Raw genomic sequence first — 17,943 nt, forward strand, 5'->3', positions numbered from 1 at the left:
CTTATCCTCCCACTATCATTCGGATTGAATAATTTCCTAAGCTTTCCATTTATATTTATATTAACGGAAAGACAAGTGAAGGACAACAACTGGCGAATGGAATGGCGTTCGTTTTTTTAGAAGGCAGGAATGATCAGGAGGAAATGTTTAAGACAAGCTAGAATGGTTTAATGTAGAATGCAATTCCTGTTTAGATTTGCGTATGGTTCAATCGCAAGAAGGAGGATTTTTACATTTGAGCACATCTTATGAACAGCATGTGGAATATCCGAGCAGGAAACGAATGGCTTGGCTTACGGCAGGGGCAGCGCTTTTTGTGAGTGCCGGCTTTTTTCTGATGTTTGACCGATCTTCAGGCGCTGGTACTTCCATTATATCCAGTGTAATTGGACTATTATCTGTCCTCTTTTTTGGCATATGTTTCTGCTACAGTCTGGTAAAAATGATCCGCAAAGAACCTTCCTTTGTCATCAATGAACATGGGTTTGTCGATTCTTCCTCATATACCTCAGGCGGAGCGGTAGCCTGGAAGGATATTCAACATATTTTTATGTATGAGCTGATGGGGCAAAAGATGATTGGTGTTAAACTGCAGGGCGAGAAAGCATTTCTGGAGCGTCATAACGGAATGAAACGTAAGTTAATGACAGCGAACAGCCATATGGTTGATGCAACGATCAGTATAGCTCAGAGTAGCATTACTTTGCCGATCGACCAACTGTATTTTATGATGATGAATCATTGGCAGCATGGTAAGGACAGCAGGATACATGTTCTGAACCCGAGGAAGTCGTAAAGGAGTGAAGAATTGAAGCGGTGAGGTATAGAAGAAAGCTGCTGTCTGAGCCAGAAGTGGTCTTTTTTTAAAATAGCATGTAAATCCAAGTGGGCAGGTCGTTGAGACCTGTTTTTTTATTGTGTTCTGATGACAACTTATAATAGGCTTTACAATATCAATTCACTAGTGTACTATGTAACTAACACACCGATACAGGAAGGAGCGAGAACGTCGTGCCTATCGAATTTGATAACAATTTACCGATCTATCTGCAAATTATGCAGTACATCAAACGACAGATTGTAACCGGCGCCCTCAAGGCAGGAGATAAAATTCCTTCGGTTCGTGAACTGGCTGCCGAGTTGCAGATTAATCCCAATACAGTACAGCGCACGTTCCAGGAGCTGGAGCGTGAAGAAGTGGTTGAAACGAAGCGAGGCTTGGGCAGATATGTGACAAGTGAGGAGAGGAAGATCATGATGATCAAAAAAGAAATGGCTGGCGAACTGCTGGATCGTTTCCTGACCGGAATGCAAGAACTCGGAATTGAAGAGCAGGATATTGTGTCCATCGTGACGGACGCTTTGGCAGAAGGTAGTCAGGGGAAAGGGGAACAGACACATGGGTAACATACTTGAATTTAACCAGGTCAACAAGGTGTATGGCCGTAAGCAGGCATTGAATAATGTTTCACTTCATATTGCTCCTGGACGAATCGTAGGTCTGTTGGGCAGTAATGGTAGTGGTAAAAGCACACTGATGAAGCTGGTCGCCGGTCTGCTGCATCCCGCTAGCGGTAGCATTCAGGTGACAGGCAAGCCAGTTGGTCTGGAGACGAAATCGCTGGTTTCATTCATGCCGGATCGTCCGTTAACCGAGAAATGGATGAAAGTGCGGGATGCGATCGCGTACTACCGCGATTTTTATGCCGATTTTGATGAAGAAAAGGCTCGGGAGATGCTGGAGTTTATGAGTCTTGCAGAGGATGAGCGTGTTAGTCATCTATCCAAAGGCATGAATGAACGACTGCAGTTAACACTGGCATTGTCTCGCAAGGCGCGGCTGTATTTGCTGGATGAGCCGATCGGCGGCGTTGACCCGGTAGCCAGAGGTAAGATTCTGGATGCGATCGTTAAATTTTACGACGAAGACAGCAGCCTGATCATTTCCACACATCTGGTGAATGATATTGAACGTATTTTCGATGAAGTGATCTTTATTCGGGAAGGCAAGCTTGTCATGCATGAAGAAGTTGAGACCATCAGGCTGAAGCATGGAAAAAGTGTGGATGAGATGTTTAAGGAGGTCTATGCAGAATGATGACATTGTTGAAGTACGATTTTAGAAGAAACTGGAACACGCTGCTGGCAGGGCTAGTCATCCTGATTATTGTTCAACTGGGTCTGATGATATTTGTGTCGTCCGGTCTCACTGCAAATGTGCTAGGCATCATGGCATATGTCGGGGCAGGTGTAGCCATCTATGTGAAGACGATAAAAACCTACGCTGCCAATATCCGCTCCTACAATCGTCGGCTGATCCCGGTCACAGGCTTGTCCCATGTATTATCACCTATCATTTTTGGTACACTTTGCGGGCTGGGTTTGCTGTTGATAGGCTTCATCCACGGTTATCTTTACATTACAATGAAGCTGGGGCTTGATCTGTCTGCATATATCGGTGTCAAAATAAGTGTAGCGGAAATCATGAGTACGTTGTTTTTTGCAGGCTGGGTTGTTCTGTTTATGACGATCATCATTTTCTTTTCCATTAGTGTCGCAGGTGCGTTCCGCTGGAAAACGGGCCCTTGGATCGGGATTGTTACGTTCTTTGTTCTGGCTAACCTACTTAACTGGTTGGAAAATGTTATTTTTGCAGGCAAGTTCAGTCCCAATGATCTGTTCCAGTTCACCGAAGAAAGTACGGGCATTTCATTTTCAGCTAATGGTGTTATCTGGGCCGATGGGCGGTGGGGAACTACGGTGTTTGAAATGGCACTCGCCGCGCTTCTCGTATGGGGAATCATCTATATGAACACTAAAAAAGTGGAAGTTTGAGATGACTGCGTGAGCAAAAGAATCCAGGAACGATATAACGGGCGGCGAAGCTGCCCGTTTTTTTCTTTTGGCAGAAATGACCTTATATATGCACCCTAATCCAGTTTGGATACGTAAATTTATGTATAATGACTGCGAATAGAGTAATAAAAGATGGATTCAGATGGTGAGCATCATTAGACAGTATAAGAACGGGAAGGGGAAAGAGATATGCAATTGTACTTCAGAGATAACTTTTTCAATGCCGGATATACCGAGATTATGAATGCCGATCAGGAGCGGGCAGGACACCTGGATTTGAAAAGCGTGTTTGGATCATCACTCGATGTCTCGGATGAATCAGGGCTAGTCTGTAGCGGCAAATTCCGCATGTTGACGAATCGCTGGAACGTGACCGCAGCAGATGGCACACATCTGGGCTTGCTAAGAGCGAGATTCAGCTTTTTTAGCAAAAAGTATGAGTACGATGCGGGCTCACGTGGCATCTATGATGTATCTGCTCCAGCATTTTCGCAAGAATATGATGTGACCGATGGATCGGGCCGCGTTGTAGTAAGCTTCCGCCGAACTAGCGGTTGGTTTAGTTCAGGGGCGTTTGTGTTGGATAATCAGTCAGAGCATCTTGACACCTATGAGTTGGTTGCTGTGGTCATGGGCGTGCACGCGATTAACAAAAGACGGAATGCAGCCAACAGCAGTAGTTCATAGAGCCGGAAAGCATAGGGATATAGCTCTCAAAATGACATTAATCTACAAGGACGAAGTTGAGGCGATTGATCTGTTCCATGCCGAAGGAGTAATGGTCAGGTCAAATGCACCCTATCAGAGAAGATTGCCTAGTTGTTGAGCTAACGGTTCTAGAGCTACTTTCTATGCTAATCGCCTTGCGCAGCTGTTTCATGGTCCGGATGTTTAGACTCAGACTGCGCGTAACGTGCCAGCACCTTGGCGGCAGTTTCGGACATTCGCTCCTGGAGAGCGGAATGATCCATGATTCGAACGCGTTTGCCGAGAAAACGCATCTTGGACAACACGTAATCAATCTCGTTTCGCGGAACCGTCAGCAGAATCCGGTACACATGGTTCGCTTCGTTATATTTAATCTCTCTCTCAAAGCAGGAGAAGGCATAGAGAATACGGGACAACTCCGCATTGAACTCAGGCAAGACCTCGATCGTGATCGTCGTTTTACGTTTTTCCGTGATTAGGGCGATGCTCGCTTTGTATCGCGATGCGTCCTCCGGTATGATGGATTTGGCCTCCAGCTTGGTGATGCTATGCAGCTTGGTGGACATCAATCTGGCAAAGTTCGGGGCATACCAGAGCACATACCATTCCTTTTTGACCATAGAATATTCCAGCTTATACGGGAAGCCGAACTGTTCCTGACTTGTGCGTCCGTTACGGATACGACCTGTCATTTGAAACCCCTCACCGTTCAAAATCATTTGCCGTAAAGGCCTGAGCAAGGGGTGAGAGACACTTCTTTCTTCGCTTTTGGCTTTTTCGGTCAGATCATCCTGTAGATTCAGGTATTGCTCACCGTCCAGCATGTTATCCAGTTTCGTCAATGTTGTCGGACTCAGTGCTTCTTCTGCCGCAGGATGTTTCATCATCATTCGCAGCCAGGCCCGTTCCTGTGAAGTCCAGGTGAACAGTCCGGTTTCATTCAGTCTCGTCATGATCTGGTAGTTGAACATTTTCCCGAACAGGTTCATAATACGCCGCAATCTCCTTCCATTCCTCGATCATTTCCTCGCGCAGCTTGTGCGGAGCCAGAATCTCACAGCTTGAGCCAAAACTGCGCAGCCAAGGTTTAATCTCTGTAGTACCATTCACCTGAATTTCATATAAAAAGCTATGATCCGTCTCCGGCGTAATCGTACCCCATTGTCCTTGCAGGCGGACGCGATCCAGTATAAAGTTGCGCATACCGTCACTCGGATGGAAAAAGCGTGCTTGCACCGTCACGGTACGACCTGTATCAACTAGCCAGCTGTAACGGCTAATCTCGGCCCATTCCTTTTTTAACGCAAGCATATGCTCTTCTTCAATAGGGTGAAGCTCCTCCAGCTGGGTAATGCCCTCCATTCGAAACTTCACGAATCTGCTCCGGCTCTGATACCCGATGACATACCAACGACCATACTGGTGATCATACACCACTTCAATGGGAATGATGCGATTGCAGCTTCCGCCAGCTTCCCGCTCAAACTTCGGATTTGTATTTTGCGAGCTATAGCTGGCAGGTTTCTTCGGCGAAAAATACTGAAACTGCACACGTCTGCGCTGCCGAATTGCCCCAAGTAAGGTATACAGATGCGCTTCGTCCAGAATGCGCGAATAATAATGATATTTATAAATATATGGCTCCGTCGCTTCTTCTTGCGGATAACTTGTTGTAATCACTTTTTTTAAACTATCCCGCAATAGATATCCTTGCACCGATGGAACCTGTGTGTTCGCCATAATGTCAACGAAGTCGTATAACTCCAGTTGCTCTTCTGGTGTAAGCTGCGTCAGCACATCCTGTTGCAAGGCATACCGATAGGGGCGTCCGCCTGATTCTTTGCGAATGACACCGACTTCCTCCAGATACTTCAGATCCGAACGGATTGTTTTCTCATCCGGTAGTGCCAGTTCTTCCGGCAGTTCAGCGCAACAGGCATCCAGCAATTCCATCGCGGTCAGCGCGCAGTCTTGTAGGGTATGTAAAATGACGGACAAGCGCTCCACTTCCGTTTCTTTCATGGATTTGGCGCGAAAGAGGAAGAGTAGTAGCGGTTCGGCCGACTCGCCGTACTGGAAACGAACAAGTTCGTTGATCTCTGCCCCCGCTTCACTGTCTGTGCGTTGGTTGGCCAGGCTCTGACGAATATCTCGCAGCTTGCGCTGTGTTTTATCAAAAGTATGTACTGAGATGCCAAGCCGTTTGGCATACTGCTGACGGTTATATGCGCCGCTGGTCAGAGACAGCATACGCAGGAACTGAATTTCTTTGTCAAAGCTTTCTTTAGCCATCTGTCTCACTCCCGATTGAACTATTATCTTTCATTGTATCAAGATAAACGCCTTCTTTCATGGCAATTTTGCTCGAATTCGTTCAAAGTCACGTCGAATCAGACCAAGTTACTGCAATTCGAGTTAATCCAACTCACTCTAGTTCACGCCAAGTCGCCATACTTTCACCATGTTCGTGGTGGAGGGTTTCATTGCATAATAAGGATGTGAAGCGGGGCGCTACAAAAGCTCGGCTGATCTGTTTCCGAGGCGCCTGGGAGGGTTACTTCGACTGTTAATCGACCAGGTCGTTGGTTCGAATCCAATCGCCGCCGGTTATGGCGGTGTAGCTCAGCGGTAGAGCGGGTAAAACCTTCCCCCCTTTTTCCTCGGAAACCTTTTATAGCAGCGTATAGCAGCGAAGAACGTTGACCGATAACGTCAGATTCAGAAGCTTTTACCCAAAGCGTTGATGAAGATAATCCTAATGTTTCACATAGATGAAGCACAGCATTTTACTCGCAGGGAGGTTATGTGCGATGAGTAGAGCCAAATCATTATTTAATACACCTCAATCTGTAGTACATAATCATGATGGATACGTAGCTTATGAGCGATTGGTAGAGGAACAATATATTCAGATGCTGACGACCAATACGATGAATAATACGTTTTATGCAGAGGAACAACAGCTGATGCAAGAAGCGGCGAGCAGCCATCAGGAGATGGCGGAACTGGACGCAAACTTCATGGCAAAGGCTTTGGTATATGCTCGGAATGAAGGCTTTATGCGGCTTCAGCCTTTGTATGGGCTGGCCGTATTGTCCAAGATTAATCCAGAGCAGTTCGCAAAAGTGTTTGCTCATGTAGTAAAGACACCAGCGGATCTGGCCGATTTTCTGACGATTCTGAGAGGAATTGGGCGTGGACAGGGAGGGCGTGCAGTGAAGCGTCAAGTTAATCGGTTTCTGAACGAAATCAGCGAATACTGGGCCATAAAATACAACGGACGAGGGCGTGGGTACAGTCTGGGAGACATGGTTGCCACTGCACATCCCAAGCCGAAGGATGAGAAGCAACAAGCCTTATTCCGTTATTTGCGGGGGCATGAGACCAGTCTTGCGGAGCTTCCCCAATTGCAGGCACTGCACAAGTTAAGAACGACACGTAACCCTGCCAGTCAGCTTCACCAGATTGAAAAAGGTAAACTGCCCTATTCGGTCGTGACCTCGATCCTTCAGCCAACGCGTCCGATTTGGGAAGCTTTGATGCTCCAGATGCCCATGTTTGCGCTGCTGCGCCATTTGAATGCGATGGATCGTGCCGGAGTTTTTGCCAAAAAGAAAAATATCGCTTACGTCACACGCCGTCTGACCGATGCGGAGGCACTGCGTCAATCGCGAATATTGCCATTTCGCTTCGTCAAAGCATACGAGATGGTTGAACGAACAGAACTGCGGGAAGCGTTGCAGCAGGCTGTAGAACTGTCCATTCACAATTTGCCACGGCTGCAGGGCAGGACGGCTATTTTCCTCGATCGCTCAGGCTCCATGCAGGGAGACTACTTACGTATCGGTTCGGTGCTTGCACTGGCGCTGTACAAACAAACCGAGGGCAATTCACTGTTCTGGTTATTCGATCAACAGGTTGAGGATGCGCATCCCAAGCTGGATGAGGGTATACTTACTCAGGCAGATCGGATTCGTGCACAAGGCGGAACGGATACAGGAAGACCTGTCCGGGAGCTGCGGGAGTCTGAAGAGAGGGTGGATCGCATCATTATGATTACGGATGAACAGCAGAATGAAGGAAGTCCATTTTATGCCGAATTAGAACGGTATCGACGTGTAATGAATCCGCGCCTACAGGCGTTCATTGTAGATATCACCCCTTACCGACAGGCGATGGTTCCGCCGCGGGACGGTCAAACTTTTTACATCTATGGCTGGAGTGAAGCCGTACTGACATATATCGCAGAGACAGCAACAGGGTATGAGACGATTGCCGAGCATGTAAGGAAAATTCAACTTTAGATGAAGGCAGAGTAGGAGGAGAACAGGGATGAGTAATGTAGATCAGGCGATGAGAGAGATGATTGTCAAGCAGCTTGCGCAGATTGAGCAGGAGGAACAAGTTCGCATTATCTATGCCTGTGAGTCAGGCAGCCGGGCGTGGGGATTCCCTTCGCAGGATAGTGACTATGATGTACGTTTTATATATGTGAGACCGCTAGAGTGGTATCTGTCGATAGAGGATCAGCGTGATGTCATCGAACGTCCAATCAGCGACCAGCTGGATATTAACGGATGGGATATACGCAAAGCGTTAAAGTTGTTCCGCAAATCCAATCCGCCGCTGCTGGAGTGGTTGCAGTCTCCGATTCAGTACGATGAGCAGTACAGTGTCGCCGAGCAGATTCGTGCGTTGTCACCACTGACATTTTCACCAAAATCATGCATGTATCACTACCTGAACATGGCCAAGGGCAATTTCCGTGATTACTTGCAGGGCGAGCGGGTGAAGATCAAAAAATACTTTTATGTGCTGCGCCCGCTGCTGGCCTGTGGCTGGATTGAACGTTATGAAACCATGCCGCCGATGGCATTTGATGAACTCGTAGAGACGTTGATTCCAGACGGTACACCGCTTTATACCGAGATTCATGATCTGCTACGCCGGAAAAAAGCCGGAGACGAACTGGATATGGAGCCGCAGCTTCCGGCCATTCAAGCGTACATCACGGGGCAGATTGCTGATGTGGAGCAGATCGCTGCCGGGATCGAAGGACATGTAACTGTGGAGATCGAGGGATTAAACCGGATTTTTCAATCCGCTGTACAGGAAGTCTGGAAGTAAATCTTAGTAAGATCAATGAATCGAACGCGAAAAGGAATGTAACGGGATGATGATTCTTCATCCGTGTTACATTCCTTTTTTTGTAATTAGCAACTTTCTGTGCACCGATAGTATTGGTGAGTTTTCCAATAAAAGGACTCAGAAAGGAAGCGAAGAACATGTTTAAACGAGTAGAAAATGAATTGGAGTTGGCTATGTTCAATGGAGTATGGACAACCGTCTGGAACGAGAAAGGCTTTGAGTTTGAGTTCTCGGAGGCATTTCTGGAACGGTATGTGGTGGTTACGGAGGAGGGACAGTATGTTGGTTCGATTGAGATCAAACCTTACGCCGAAGAAAGTCTTATTAATAAAATCGGGCCATTTCTGGAGCATCCCCTCATTCAGGAAGAACTGGGACACATGGCAGAGATCGATAAACTGGCTATTTTGTCCACCTTCCGGGGGCGATATGTTACAGATTTATTGTCTGCAATTGTATATTACGCGGAGATGAACCAGATCAGTTATTATGCAATGTTACTGGAGCCAGTACTGATGAGGGCTTTGCGCATTTCTTATCATGTACCCATTCAGAAGGTGGCAGGAAGAGTCTTTTATAAGGGGGAGGATGTGATTCCTTCCATTGTGAATGCCCGGGAAGTGTATACGCATAAGGAACGGTATACATGGCTTGTTAATCCAGCAGGACATAATATGATAAAAAATACAAATAAATTCATATAACAACACTATTTCGACAGAATAAACGGATGGTGTTATGGTGTTATTTCATGCAATAAAAACAAGTTACCGATGTTACAAGATGAGGATTGAGGCCTAAAGGGCCTCTTTTTTATAGAGAAGTATGGGATTATTGGATCAGTCTAACGAACCAAAGCCCTATATGAAATCATTCTATTCTAGGTGATAATTATAGAAGGAGTGAATAGCATTGGAATCTCACTACGTAACGAGGGGGTAACCTGTATGGCGTCATTGATTTTGCTGGTGAAACAGACGGAGGACGATGAAAAGGTTATTTATCGATTCGGACCAGATGAGCGGAAGATGGGACTCATTGAGATGAACAAAGTTAAGGAAAGTGTGAAGGAACTGGAGCCTGTCCAAGTGGACGGAGTCAGTCCCAGCTTTTTTTTCAATCGGACGGCTCAGTGGCTGGTACGATGTTTGTTCAGAGAAGGCGGCAAGTTTCCGGATCGAACCACAGTTGAATCATAGTTGATCGTAGGCCTTTTAACAAGAGGTTTTATTAGACTATTAGGTTAACATCAGACAAGCACTCTTAATAGTTGTAACATAGAAGAAGTCCAAGCGCAGCAGTGTGTCGTTGCATTTGGACTTCTTTGTCTTGGATACATGTTTAGGGATGTGAGCTTAGGTTTTCAGAACGTTTTTGCATACGAAATCAATGCGGTAATGGTAATAATGTTAAGTAATGTGGAGATCAGCACCGTCTGGGCAGCAAAATCGGGTTCGTTGTCATATTCCTCGGCGAGAATGGAAGAGTTGACCCCCGTAGGCATGCCGGATGCGATAATGAGAGCCTGAGCGGCTATGCCTTCAAGTCCGAGCAGCAGAACGATGCTAATTCCAATCGCCGGGCCAATCAGCAGGCGTAAAAATGTGCTAATATACACATCAAGACGATATAGACGAATTGGATATTTCACGATTTGTGCCCCGAGTGTCAGCAGTGCGACGGCGACCATACTTTGCTGTGCATAGGTGAGTGGCATGGACAAAAACGTGGGCAGAGGCAGTTTCCAAGCCTGAAACAGAATACCTAGCAGCAGCGCATAAGGTACAGGCATTTTCAGAAAACCGATAAGGACTGCGCGGTAGTTTCCTTTGAGCTTCGCACCTTGGATGGACAGAACGCCATAAGTGAAGGTGAGCAGAGCCTGCAAGGACATGACCAGTGCCTGGATGGATGAGGCGAGTGGGTCACCCCGGAATACCAGTGCGTTAATCGGCAGACCGTAGTTTCCTGCGTTATCCAGCATGATACTATTGTTGAAGGCAGCTTTCATGCCTTTATTCATGCGGAATGTACGGGCGACCACAGAGCCAATGATATAGAGTATGAATACATAGATGGCGTAGAAAAGCGTGACCGTACCAAGCAGCTCACCGGACATATTCGAGTGATACATGCTCATAAAGACGGCAGCTGGGGTAATACAATAGAAATTGATCTTGGCGAGGGTATACAAGTCCAGCTTGAACACCTTTTGCATCCAGGACCCGACAGCAATCAGGAGAAAGACGGGCAGGACGACTTCTAACATGATGTCTGCAATCATTGGTTTAACTTCCTTTTTCATGAAAATTTCAGTTCTTTACGGAAAACACTTCGATCATTATATCATTTTATACACAGCAACAAGAGCGTTTGGTTAAAATAGTTCAGGAGGTGTTAGCTCATGATCCCGGATCATCTGGATACCGGCTTATCGATTTTGTTTATTGGCTTCAATCCCAGCATTACCTCAGGAGAGACAGGCCATCATTACGCATATAAAGGCAACCGTTTCTGGCGTATTCTCGAGCGTTCCGGGTTGACCCCGCGGCTGTATGATGCAACAGAGGATGGAGAGCTGCTGAAGCTTGGATATGGTTTTACCAATATTGTAGCCCGTCCAACCAAAGGCATGGAGGATATTACGAAGGAAGAGTATGCGGAAGGGCGTGAGATTTTGCGGAAAAAGCTGGAGACATTCAGGCCGGATATTGCTTGTTTTGTCGGTAAGGGCGTATACACCCAGTACAGCAAACGATCCAAAGTAGAGTGGGGATTCCAGGATGACCCGGTCGTGAAAGAAATTCATGAGTTCGTTGCACCTTCTTCCAGCGGACTTGTGCGGATGTCGATGGAGGAGATTGTGGCAATCTATGCCCAGCTTGCGGATTTTGTGGCAGAGAAGAATGCTGGAGATTAGAAAAAATCGGCGTAATGCAAGATAGGGTTCAGTTGTGTTGGGTTCACCCGTTCGGCGATGGCCGGATAGGGTGGATTCTTTTTTTGATCATATCGTGAGAGGTTTCGGGAACGACTTCCGTCTATATAGTACAGAACCATGCATGGACGCTGTAGAGAAGGGGGATTACATGACACATCTGGTACCAGAGGAGGAACTGATTCAGCGCATCATAGATGGGGATAAACAGCTGTTTAGTGTGCTCGTGGATCGATATAAAAATAAAGTCTACGGCATCATGCGCGGAATGGGCGCGAGTCACCCGGATGCACAGGATCTTGCGCAGGATACATTCATTCGAATCTACCGATATTTGCCAACAAGGAGAGCGGGCAGCAGTTTCTCGGCTTGGGTGTATAGCATTGCGGTGAACATCATGAGGGATCATATGCGAAAAAGGAAACCGGTGATGACCGCCGATCAGAAGATCGATTCTGTCAGCGAGGAAACACCTGAGAAACGACTGCTGCATAAGGAGATGCAGCGGGAAATCCATCGTCAGCTTGAACAGCTGCCGGAAACATACCGTCTGGTATTGCTCTTGAAATATACGAATGAGCTAAGTTATGAAGAGATTGCCACCATTACAGATATGAGTGACGCGCAAGTACGTAATGCACTTTATCGAGGGAAGAAAATGCTGAGAAAGCAGATGGAACGTAAAGGAGGTTTATCGTCTTATGAAGCCCATTACAAATGAGCAGGAGAAGAAGCCGGATCGCAAGTGGGAAGAGGAACTGTTTCGCGAGGGGCCAGATGCAGATTTCACATTACAAGTCATGCAGAAGCTGGATCATGTGTCTATGGAAGACCCTCATGTGCAGGTACCGTGGGAAATAAAAAAGTCACATAAGAGGAAATGGATTTATCGAACGGGGATCGCTGCAGCGGCAGCGGTACTGATTGCAGGAGGGGCTTGGGCTGCTTGGGATCGGACAACGAAAGAGCCTATTCAAACACCTGTAAACGCCGTAAATACTCCCCCTTTGCCCAATATTCCTGTCCCGGAGGTTCTGAGATATGCCAATTTGGCGGACGACTATAAACGGCTTCAACCGCTGGGGCTTGTTGTAAACCCGAACATTGTTATCGATGATCAGGGGTACAAACTCAAGATTGAAGATGTGCTTGTAGACGGTTCTCAACTTATACTTATGCTGCAGCAGACGGCACCTGACGGGACAGAAATGTATCTGTTGGGCTCCAAAGCAGAGGGTATCCACATTACGGATAAAAACGGTAAAGACGTTGCTGAACTTGCTCGTGATACAAGGCAAGGTAGCGGCTCTCTGAATAAACTGGTATTTCAGCTGCATCGAGACATCCCAGATGAAGTCACTGTTCGTGGAGAATTTGGACATATAAATATAGGGGATGGCTCTGATGTGAATACCAAAACCGATACGGACAAAAAGGTCACCGTAGACTGGAACTTCCAGTTCAAACTGGATATGACCGAAGCCAAAGCGATGTCCAAAGAAACCCCGATGAATGCGTACTATACAACACCGGAGGGGCTAGAACTGGCTATGACGCAATTGGTGCAGACGCCAAACGGAACAAGGCTTGATCTGGAAGTGAATCTGAACGAAGGCCTTCGCGCTAGAGCAGCAGAAGATTGGGCAAAGGATATGGATATTCTGTATCATATTTCAATGATGGACACGGGAGAATATCGCATTTTCAACGGAGGCAGACCCAATGCACGGCAGGCCAAATTCCGTTATCGGGATTTGAGTCAAGTGAGTGCGGGAGGTTCACTTAAGCTATCGGAGACATGGGACCCGTCTTTGGTAACACTGAATGCGGACAATATTCGCTTTGTCCTGGACGGTTACACGATTCCTGTGAAAGAGGAACAAACGATGGAGGTTGATCTGGATAAGGCTAGTAAGGAATCTAAGTTCTATACGTTTGCCTCATTTAATTCTCTTGGAGATCAGATGGATATACGCAGTTTCAATTATCAGCATGGGCAGTCATCGAATGACCAAACAAAAGGTGGATCTGGGAATAAAGTTTCTCTTGTTCTGGAAGGAAATGCTTTGTTCCGCAATGAGTTTTATGGTGATCAGTGGATCGCAACGGACCCTACAGGGAAAGAGTATCCCGTTGAAGTAATGGGTATTCGAGAACCAGCCAATCTGAATGAAGAGTACGTTGTCAATGATATGAAGCTGATTGTTCATGGATTCTCAACGGATCAGGGGACGAAGTTGACGTTAAAACGAACGGTTGTGCATCGTGATTTCCGGGATGTGGATTGGAAAGTAAACCTTGCGAGTGATCCAAGTATGCCTTGGGATCAATAACGTGTTGTTTTTAAAGTTTGGGAGTATCGTTCTAAAACAGAGCGGATGCGGAATCACATGTTAGTATTTATAAAGAGAAGAGCCTTGCAAATTCAATGCAGGGCTCTTTCCCATGCGGGTATACCTCAGATTCATGCGGACTCCCTTGGAATCAGGGTGGTGGATAACATGACCGTCTCCTTTGGTGTGCCTGGGCGTTCGATTCGGCGCTTCAAAGCCTCAACAGCACGTTGTCCCAGCTCCTCTTTGCATAGATGTACGGTTGTCAGTGGGGGGGAAGAGGTAGCCGCAGTGTACACATTGTCGATTCCGATCACCAGACCATCCTGGGGTATGGAGAATCCCATCTGTTGCAGCTTCTGCATCCACTGTAAGGCAATATCGTCGTTCGCTCCAATCCACGCATCAGGACGTTCTCCTGCTGGCAGGTCTTTCATAATAGCAGCGAGCTTGTTCACCCAGTCCCCGTTCTCATAGTCCACATGCCAAGTTTGAAAACGAACGTCTTCGCTTGCTTCCATATGAAAATGATTCAAAGCCAGCTCGATCCCGATCTTGCGCTGCGCAAAACTGGCCGCACGTCCATCATCGGTAATCAAACCAATGCGTTTACACTGTTTCGATATGAGATATCTGGCTGCGGTTATTCCTGCTTCCAGATTATCATGGCTGATCGTATCACAGTGCAGTAAGGGCTCCTGATGATCGACCAGAATCATCGGGCGTTCAGTCTGTACGAGTCGTTGCAGTACCGTGTGGGGGAAGGCACCCATTACGATGATCCCGGCACAGCGTGACCAGTCTACATGAGGGGCGATTGCTTTTTCAGGGGGAATCTCCTTGCTGGGTATGTCCAGTGAAGGCGACACAATAACATGATGCCAGCCTTGTTCGTTACAACCTGTGATGATGCCTGACAGGACACGTTGCCAATAGTGAGGCTCACCTCGATTGAGCTGATTCATACAGATCAGGGCAAAGGGAGGTTCGGATGTATCTGCCTGATTCGTATGGGTAACATGAATTGCCGAGCCGGGTGTATTCTGACGATAACCGAGCGCGCGGGCAAGTTCCAGTACGCGTGTACGTGTGGATTCGCTGACACCGGTTTTACCGCTGAGCGCACGGGATACGGCGTATTTGGACAAACCAAGCTGGTCAGCCAGCGTTTGGATGGATACTTTTCGAGACATGTCGTTACTCCTTTGATGAACAGATGGGTGAATCGTAATGTAATATGTATATAGTCGAATGACTTATGTTTTATGGGTAACTGGTTGATTTGTGAATTGACGTGTTCCTATGGAACAGGTACACTTACATGGTAATAACGTTATTATAATTTATAATAACAAAAATAACAATATGTTATTGAGAGTTCTATATAAAATGAATAGTTTACATAGAAACGGAGAGTGTTCTTCCATGGAACAGTTCAGATTACCGAAAATTCCGATGCCAGATCTTGAATTGCCTCAAGCCGTCCTGGATGTATTAGCTGAAGCGGATGAGCAGTTACAGCACAGACCCAAGTTACTGGCGCAGTTTCGTAATTGTTTCCCGAACACACTTGAAACGACTACCAAGTTGTTAGCGGACGGTACAACCTTTGTCATTACGGGGGATATTCCGGCGATGTGGCTCCGTGATTCGGTAGAGCAAGTGATCCACTATGTTCCGCTGGCGAAGCATGATGCACAGTTGCAACGTATCATCGGAGGTTTGATCAAGCGGCATACGTTCTATGCGGATGTAGACATCTATGCGAATGCTTTTAACGAAACGGCTAACGGCTGGCATTGGGATGCCAATGATGAGACAGATATGTCGCCTTGGGTATGGGAGCGGAAGTTTGAGCTGGATTCCCTGTGTTTCTCCATGAAGCTGGCCTATACATACTGGCGTGAGACCGAGCTTACCGACATCTTTGATGAACGTTTTAAAAAGGTCATGGAGCAGATCGTGCACCTGTGGGAAACGGAGCAGCGGCATGTGGAGCAATCTCCGTATCGTTTCATGCGGCGTAACTGTCCGGCTCACGATACACTCCGCAACGAAGGACTGGGTATGCCTGTAAACTATACGGGCATGATCTGGTCGGGCTTTCGTCCAAGCGACGATGCCTGTGATTTTCACTATAACATTCCGTCGAATATGTTTGCCGCAGTTACGCTAAGTCAGATGGGGGAAATTGCAAAATGGGTGTTTCGTGATGAACAGCTGGTGAGCCGTATGGCACATCTGGAGGAAGAGATCCGGCATGGTATTGCCCTGTATGGCACCCATCGTCATCCGGTGTATGGGCGAATTTATGCGTATGAAACAGACGGTTATGGCAACGTCTGTCTGATGGATGATGCAGGCACACCAGGCCTGATGTCGATTCCCTATATCGGGTATGCTTCCGTGGAAGATGTGGTGTATCAGAACACACGGCGATTTATTTTGAGTAAAGAAAATCCGTACTACTATGAAGGAAAAACAGCCCAAGGCATCGGCAGTCCGCACACGCCTCCGGGGTACATCTGGCACATGGCGTTATCCATGCAAGGGTTAACGGCAGACAATGATGCCGAGATGCTGGCGATGATTGATGTGCTGGAAAGCACAGATGCGGGGACGGGGTATATGCATGAAGGTTTTCATGCCGATGATCCGAAGACGTTTACGCGTCCATGGTTCGCATGGTCCAACAGTTTGTTTGCGCAACTGGTGTACAAGGCGATGAAGAAGGGAATGTTGTAGGCGATAAGTGCAAAAGAAAAATAAAAAACCCAGACTGCCATAGAACGTGGCGGTGCGGGCTTTGATTATATATTGTTCCTTATGAGTGCGACATTAAACAGCTGATCCAATGGCGCTTATCTATTTTTTCAACAAATCGGCAATCATTACCTTTTGCCCGGTACGCGCACTTTCGAGAGAAGCGAGAACCATCGCCATGCTGTACTGGTTATCGCTGCAATCCGTTTCAGGCAGTCGTCCTTCTTCAAGTGCAGCAAACATTTCTTCCAGACAGCCGTGGTGCCCGGTTTTGTCCATTACCGGCAACTCGGCTTCAATGCGTTCACCGCGCTGGAGAAAGGATGGCTTGCCATCGTCCTCCAGCGTGAGCGTGTTGACCACTTCAGCATAGATGTTGTCATGACCATCCCAGATGGCGGTTCCTTTTTCACCTGTCACACGCCAGTTTGCTTCCCAGGATGTTGGCACGCCCTCAGTACACCAGGACCCCCGATAATCGAACACAGACCCGTCGGACATCTCGAAAATACATATCGCCATCGCATTCCCCTTATACCAAGACCCTGGAGGGTTGAATTCGTGACAGTACACCGATACAGGGTCAGCACCAAGGATATAACGCGCCTGATCAAAGGTATGTATCGCCATATCCAGCAACAACGGGCTGTCCATAAGGTCACGGAATCCGCCAAAGTGCGGCCCGAGGAAGAAATCTGCGCCTGCATATCCCGGCTGTCCAATGGTTCCGCTGGAGATGAGCTGCCGATAGGCGCGAATGCGTGGATCAAAACGGCGGTTCTGCATGACTGCTTGAATACGCCCTGTACTGCGAGCGGTTTGCACAATGTCCGTGCAGTCCGAGAAAGATTCTGCCAGCGGTTTTTCGCCGAAGACGTGACAGCCTGCCTGTAGCGCGGTCATCGCAATATCATAATGGCTGGAAGGGATGGTCACATCAAATACGATGTTGGCATCGACGGCCTGAAGGGCATCGCGAATATTCGTAAAGGTTGGACAGGACAGATTGTGACGCTTGGCGAACGCTGATGCTGTTTCTTCATAGAGATCAACGAGTCCCACAATTTCGGTATCTGGTCGTTCTTTGGCGTAGTCGGCCCAGGTGTTTGCCATTGCTCCACAGCCTGCGATGATAACCCGATAAGGGTAGGTCATGTGTTCAACTCCCTTGCATAGATGCATAGATGTTATTGATCC

General features: G+C 47.3%; 18 protein-coding genes and 1 tRNA gene. 14 read left to right on the forward strand and 5 right to left on the reverse strand.

Annotation, left to right across the window (positions count from 1 at the left end; all coding sequences use genetic code 11):
- Positions 1-235: 235 nt before the first annotated feature.
- The 5 genes from ACUTVW_RS00695 (at position 236) to ACUTVW_RS00715 (ending at position 3,543) form a co-directional block, all read left to right on the forward strand.
- Positions 236-796 (forward strand): STM3941 family protein, encoded by a 561-nt coding sequence (locus ACUTVW_RS00695; protein ID WP_445644018.1) that lies wholly within the window; start codon positions 236-238, stop codon positions 794-796.
- A gap of 215 nt (positions 797-1,011) precedes the next feature.
- The gene (locus ACUTVW_RS00700) at positions 1,012-1,407 is read left to right on the forward strand and encodes a GntR family transcriptional regulator (RefSeq protein ID WP_445644019.1); all 396 of its coding nucleotides are present in this window, start codon (positions 1,012-1,014) and stop codon (positions 1,405-1,407) included.
- On the forward strand, positions 1,400-2,098 hold the full coding sequence (locus tag ACUTVW_RS00705) for an ABC transporter ATP-binding protein (protein WP_445644020.1): 699 nt from the start codon (positions 1,400-1,402) through the stop codon (positions 2,096-2,098). Before ACUTVW_RS00700 ends, ACUTVW_RS00705 begins: the two co-directional genes overlap by 8 nt.
- Positions 2,095-2,835 (forward strand): hypothetical protein, encoded by a 741-nt coding sequence (locus tag ACUTVW_RS00710; protein WP_445644021.1) that lies wholly within the window; start codon positions 2,095-2,097, stop codon positions 2,833-2,835. Before ACUTVW_RS00705 ends, ACUTVW_RS00710 begins: the two co-directional genes overlap by 4 nt.
- 210 nt (positions 2,836-3,045) lie before the next feature.
- Positions 3,046-3,543, forward strand: coding sequence for a hypothetical protein (locus ACUTVW_RS00715; RefSeq protein WP_445644022.1), 498 nt, complete (start codon positions 3,046-3,048; stop codon positions 3,541-3,543).
- A gap of 167 nt (positions 3,544-3,710) precedes the next feature.
- Here the strand turns inward: ACUTVW_RS00715 and ACUTVW_RS00720 are convergent, their stop codons facing one another.
- The gene (locus ACUTVW_RS00720; RefSeq protein WP_445644023.1) at positions 3,711-4,553 is read right to left on the reverse strand and encodes a WYL domain-containing protein; all 843 of its coding nucleotides are present in this window, start codon (positions 4,551-4,553) and stop codon (positions 3,711-3,713) included.
- Positions 4,501-5,856 (reverse strand): helix-turn-helix transcriptional regulator, encoded by a 1,356-nt coding sequence (locus ACUTVW_RS00725; RefSeq protein WP_445644024.1) that lies wholly within the window; start codon positions 5,854-5,856, stop codon positions 4,501-4,503. The genes ACUTVW_RS00720 and ACUTVW_RS00725 overlap by 53 nt, the downstream gene beginning before the upstream one ends.
- 231 nt (positions 5,857-6,087) lie before the next feature.
- Between ACUTVW_RS00725 and ACUTVW_RS00730 the strand changes: the two genes are divergently transcribed.
- The 5 genes from ACUTVW_RS00730 to ACUTVW_RS00750 all read left to right on the forward strand — a co-directional run bounded on the left by ACUTVW_RS00730 (position 6,088) and on the right by ACUTVW_RS00750 (position 9,911).
- Positions 6,088-6,170 (forward strand) — tRNA-Asn (locus tag ACUTVW_RS00730).
- Positions 6,171-6,374: 204 nt separating this feature from the next.
- On the forward strand, positions 6,375-7,868 hold the full coding sequence (locus tag ACUTVW_RS00735; RefSeq protein ID WP_445644025.1) for a TROVE domain-containing protein: 1,494 nt from the start codon (positions 6,375-6,377) through the stop codon (positions 7,866-7,868).
- 28 nt (positions 7,869-7,896) lie between these two features.
- Positions 7,897-8,691 carry a nucleotidyltransferase domain-containing protein gene (locus tag ACUTVW_RS00740; RefSeq protein ID WP_445644026.1) on the forward strand — a complete coding sequence of 265 codons (795 nt, stop codon included), beginning with the start codon at positions 7,897-7,899 and terminating at the stop codon, positions 8,689-8,691.
- Between the two features lie 158 nt (positions 8,692-8,849).
- On the forward strand, positions 8,850-9,416 hold the full coding sequence (locus ACUTVW_RS00745) for a GNAT family N-acetyltransferase (RefSeq protein ID WP_445644027.1): 567 nt from the start codon (positions 8,850-8,852) through the stop codon (positions 9,414-9,416).
- Between the two features lie 243 nt (positions 9,417-9,659).
- Positions 9,660-9,911, forward strand: coding sequence for a hypothetical protein (locus ACUTVW_RS00750; RefSeq protein ID WP_434752641.1), 252 nt, complete (start codon positions 9,660-9,662; stop codon positions 9,909-9,911).
- Positions 9,912-10,075: 164 nt separating this feature from the next.
- Here ACUTVW_RS00750 and ACUTVW_RS00755 read toward each other — a convergent pair whose 3' ends face one another.
- Positions 10,076-10,996, reverse strand: coding sequence for an AEC family transporter (locus ACUTVW_RS00755; RefSeq protein ID WP_445644028.1), 921 nt, complete (start codon positions 10,994-10,996; stop codon positions 10,076-10,078).
- A 120-nt stretch (positions 10,997-11,116) separates the two neighbouring features.
- On the opposite strand from ACUTVW_RS00755, the gene ACUTVW_RS00760 reads away from it, so the two are divergent.
- The 3 genes from ACUTVW_RS00760 to ACUTVW_RS00770 all read left to right on the forward strand — a co-directional run bounded on the left by ACUTVW_RS00760 (position 11,117) and on the right by ACUTVW_RS00770 (position 13,983).
- Positions 11,117-11,632: a mismatch-specific DNA-glycosylase gene (locus tag ACUTVW_RS00760; protein WP_445644029.1), complete on the forward strand. Its 516-nt coding sequence runs from the start codon at positions 11,117-11,119 to the stop codon at positions 11,630-11,632.
- A 169-nt stretch (positions 11,633-11,801) separates the two neighbouring features.
- Entirely contained in the window at positions 11,802-12,371 is a 570-nt protein-coding gene (locus tag ACUTVW_RS00765; protein WP_445644030.1) for an RNA polymerase sigma factor, read from the forward strand.
- A complete protein-coding gene (locus ACUTVW_RS00770) occupies positions 12,352-13,983 on the forward strand; it encodes a hypothetical protein (protein ID WP_445644031.1) in 1,632 nt (543 codons plus the stop codon). Before ACUTVW_RS00765 ends, ACUTVW_RS00770 begins: the two co-directional genes overlap by 20 nt.
- Positions 13,984-14,114: 131 nt before the next feature.
- On the opposite strand, the gene ACUTVW_RS00775 is transcribed toward ACUTVW_RS00770, so the two are convergent.
- The gene (locus ACUTVW_RS00775) at positions 14,115-15,176 is read right to left on the reverse strand and encodes a LacI family DNA-binding transcriptional regulator (RefSeq protein ID WP_445644032.1); all 1,062 of its coding nucleotides are present in this window, start codon (positions 15,174-15,176) and stop codon (positions 14,115-14,117) included.
- A 232-nt stretch (positions 15,177-15,408) separates the two neighbouring features.
- On the opposite strand from ACUTVW_RS00775, the gene ACUTVW_RS00780 reads away from it, so the two are divergent.
- Complete coding sequence (locus ACUTVW_RS00780) at positions 15,409-16,728, forward strand: glycoside hydrolase family 125 protein (protein WP_445644033.1); 1,320 nt, start codon at positions 15,409-15,411, stop codon at positions 16,726-16,728.
- Between the two features lie 120 nt (positions 16,729-16,848).
- Here the strand turns inward: ACUTVW_RS00780 and ACUTVW_RS00785 are convergent, their stop codons facing one another.
- On the reverse strand, positions 16,849-17,901 hold the full coding sequence (locus ACUTVW_RS00785) for a Gfo/Idh/MocA family protein (protein ID WP_445644034.1): 1,053 nt from the start codon (positions 17,899-17,901) through the stop codon (positions 16,849-16,851).
- Positions 17,902-17,943 lie beyond the last annotated feature (42 nt).

The organism is Paenibacillus sp. TSA_86.1 (assembly GCF_052691815.1).

Excerpts from the sequence above, each read along its gene's own strand:
- ACUTVW_RS00765 (WP_445644030.1), top strand. The coding sequence starts at position 11,802 with ATGACACATCTGGTACCAGAGGAGGAACTGATTCAGCGCATCATAGAT.
- ACUTVW_RS00715 (WP_445644022.1), top strand. The coding sequence starts at position 3,046 with ATGCAATTGTACTTCAGAGATAACTTTTTCAATGCCGGATATACCGAG.
- ACUTVW_RS00780 (WP_445644033.1), top strand. The coding sequence starts at position 15,409 with ATGGAACAGTTCAGATTACCGAAAATTCCGATGCCAGATCTTGAATTG.
- ACUTVW_RS00750 (WP_434752641.1), top strand. The coding sequence starts at position 9,660 with ATGGCGTCATTGATTTTGCTGGTGAAACAGACGGAGGACGATGAAAAG.
- ACUTVW_RS00770 (WP_445644031.1), top strand. The coding sequence starts at position 12,352 with ATGAAGCCCATTACAAATGAGCAGGAGAAGAAGCCGGATCGCAAGTGG.
- ACUTVW_RS00745 (WP_445644027.1), top strand. The coding sequence starts at position 8,850 with ATGTTTAAACGAGTAGAAAATGAATTGGAGTTGGCTATGTTCAATGGA.
- ACUTVW_RS00735 (WP_445644025.1), top strand. The coding sequence starts at position 6,375 with ATGAGTAGAGCCAAATCATTATTTAATACACCTCAATCTGTAGTACAT.
- ACUTVW_RS00725 (WP_445644024.1), bottom strand. The coding sequence starts at position 5,856 with ATGGCTAAAGAAAGCTTTGACAAAGAAATTCAGTTCCTGCGTATGCTG.
- ACUTVW_RS00760 (WP_445644029.1), top strand. The coding sequence starts at position 11,117 with ATGATCCCGGATCATCTGGATACCGGCTTATCGATTTTGTTTATTGGC.
- ACUTVW_RS00710 (WP_445644021.1), top strand. The coding sequence starts at position 2,095 with ATGATGACATTGTTGAAGTACGATTTTAGAAGAAACTGGAACACGCTG.
- ACUTVW_RS00785 (WP_445644034.1), bottom strand. The coding sequence starts at position 17,901 with ATGACCTACCCTTATCGGGTTATCATCGCAGGCTGTGGAGCAATGGCA.
- ACUTVW_RS00720 (WP_445644023.1), bottom strand. The coding sequence starts at position 4,553 with ATGAACCTGTTCGGGAAAATGTTCAACTACCAGATCATGACGAGACTG.
- ACUTVW_RS00755 (WP_445644028.1), bottom strand. The coding sequence starts at position 10,996 with ATGATTGCAGACATCATGTTAGAAGTCGTCCTGCCCGTCTTTCTCCTG.
- ACUTVW_RS00775 (WP_445644032.1), bottom strand. The coding sequence starts at position 15,176 with ATGTCTCGAAAAGTATCCATCCAAACGCTGGCTGACCAGCTTGGTTTG.
- ACUTVW_RS00705 (WP_445644020.1), top strand. The coding sequence starts at position 1,400 with ATGGGTAACATACTTGAATTTAACCAGGTCAACAAGGTGTATGGCCGT.
- ACUTVW_RS00740 (WP_445644026.1), top strand. The coding sequence starts at position 7,897 with ATGAGTAATGTAGATCAGGCGATGAGAGAGATGATTGTCAAGCAGCTT.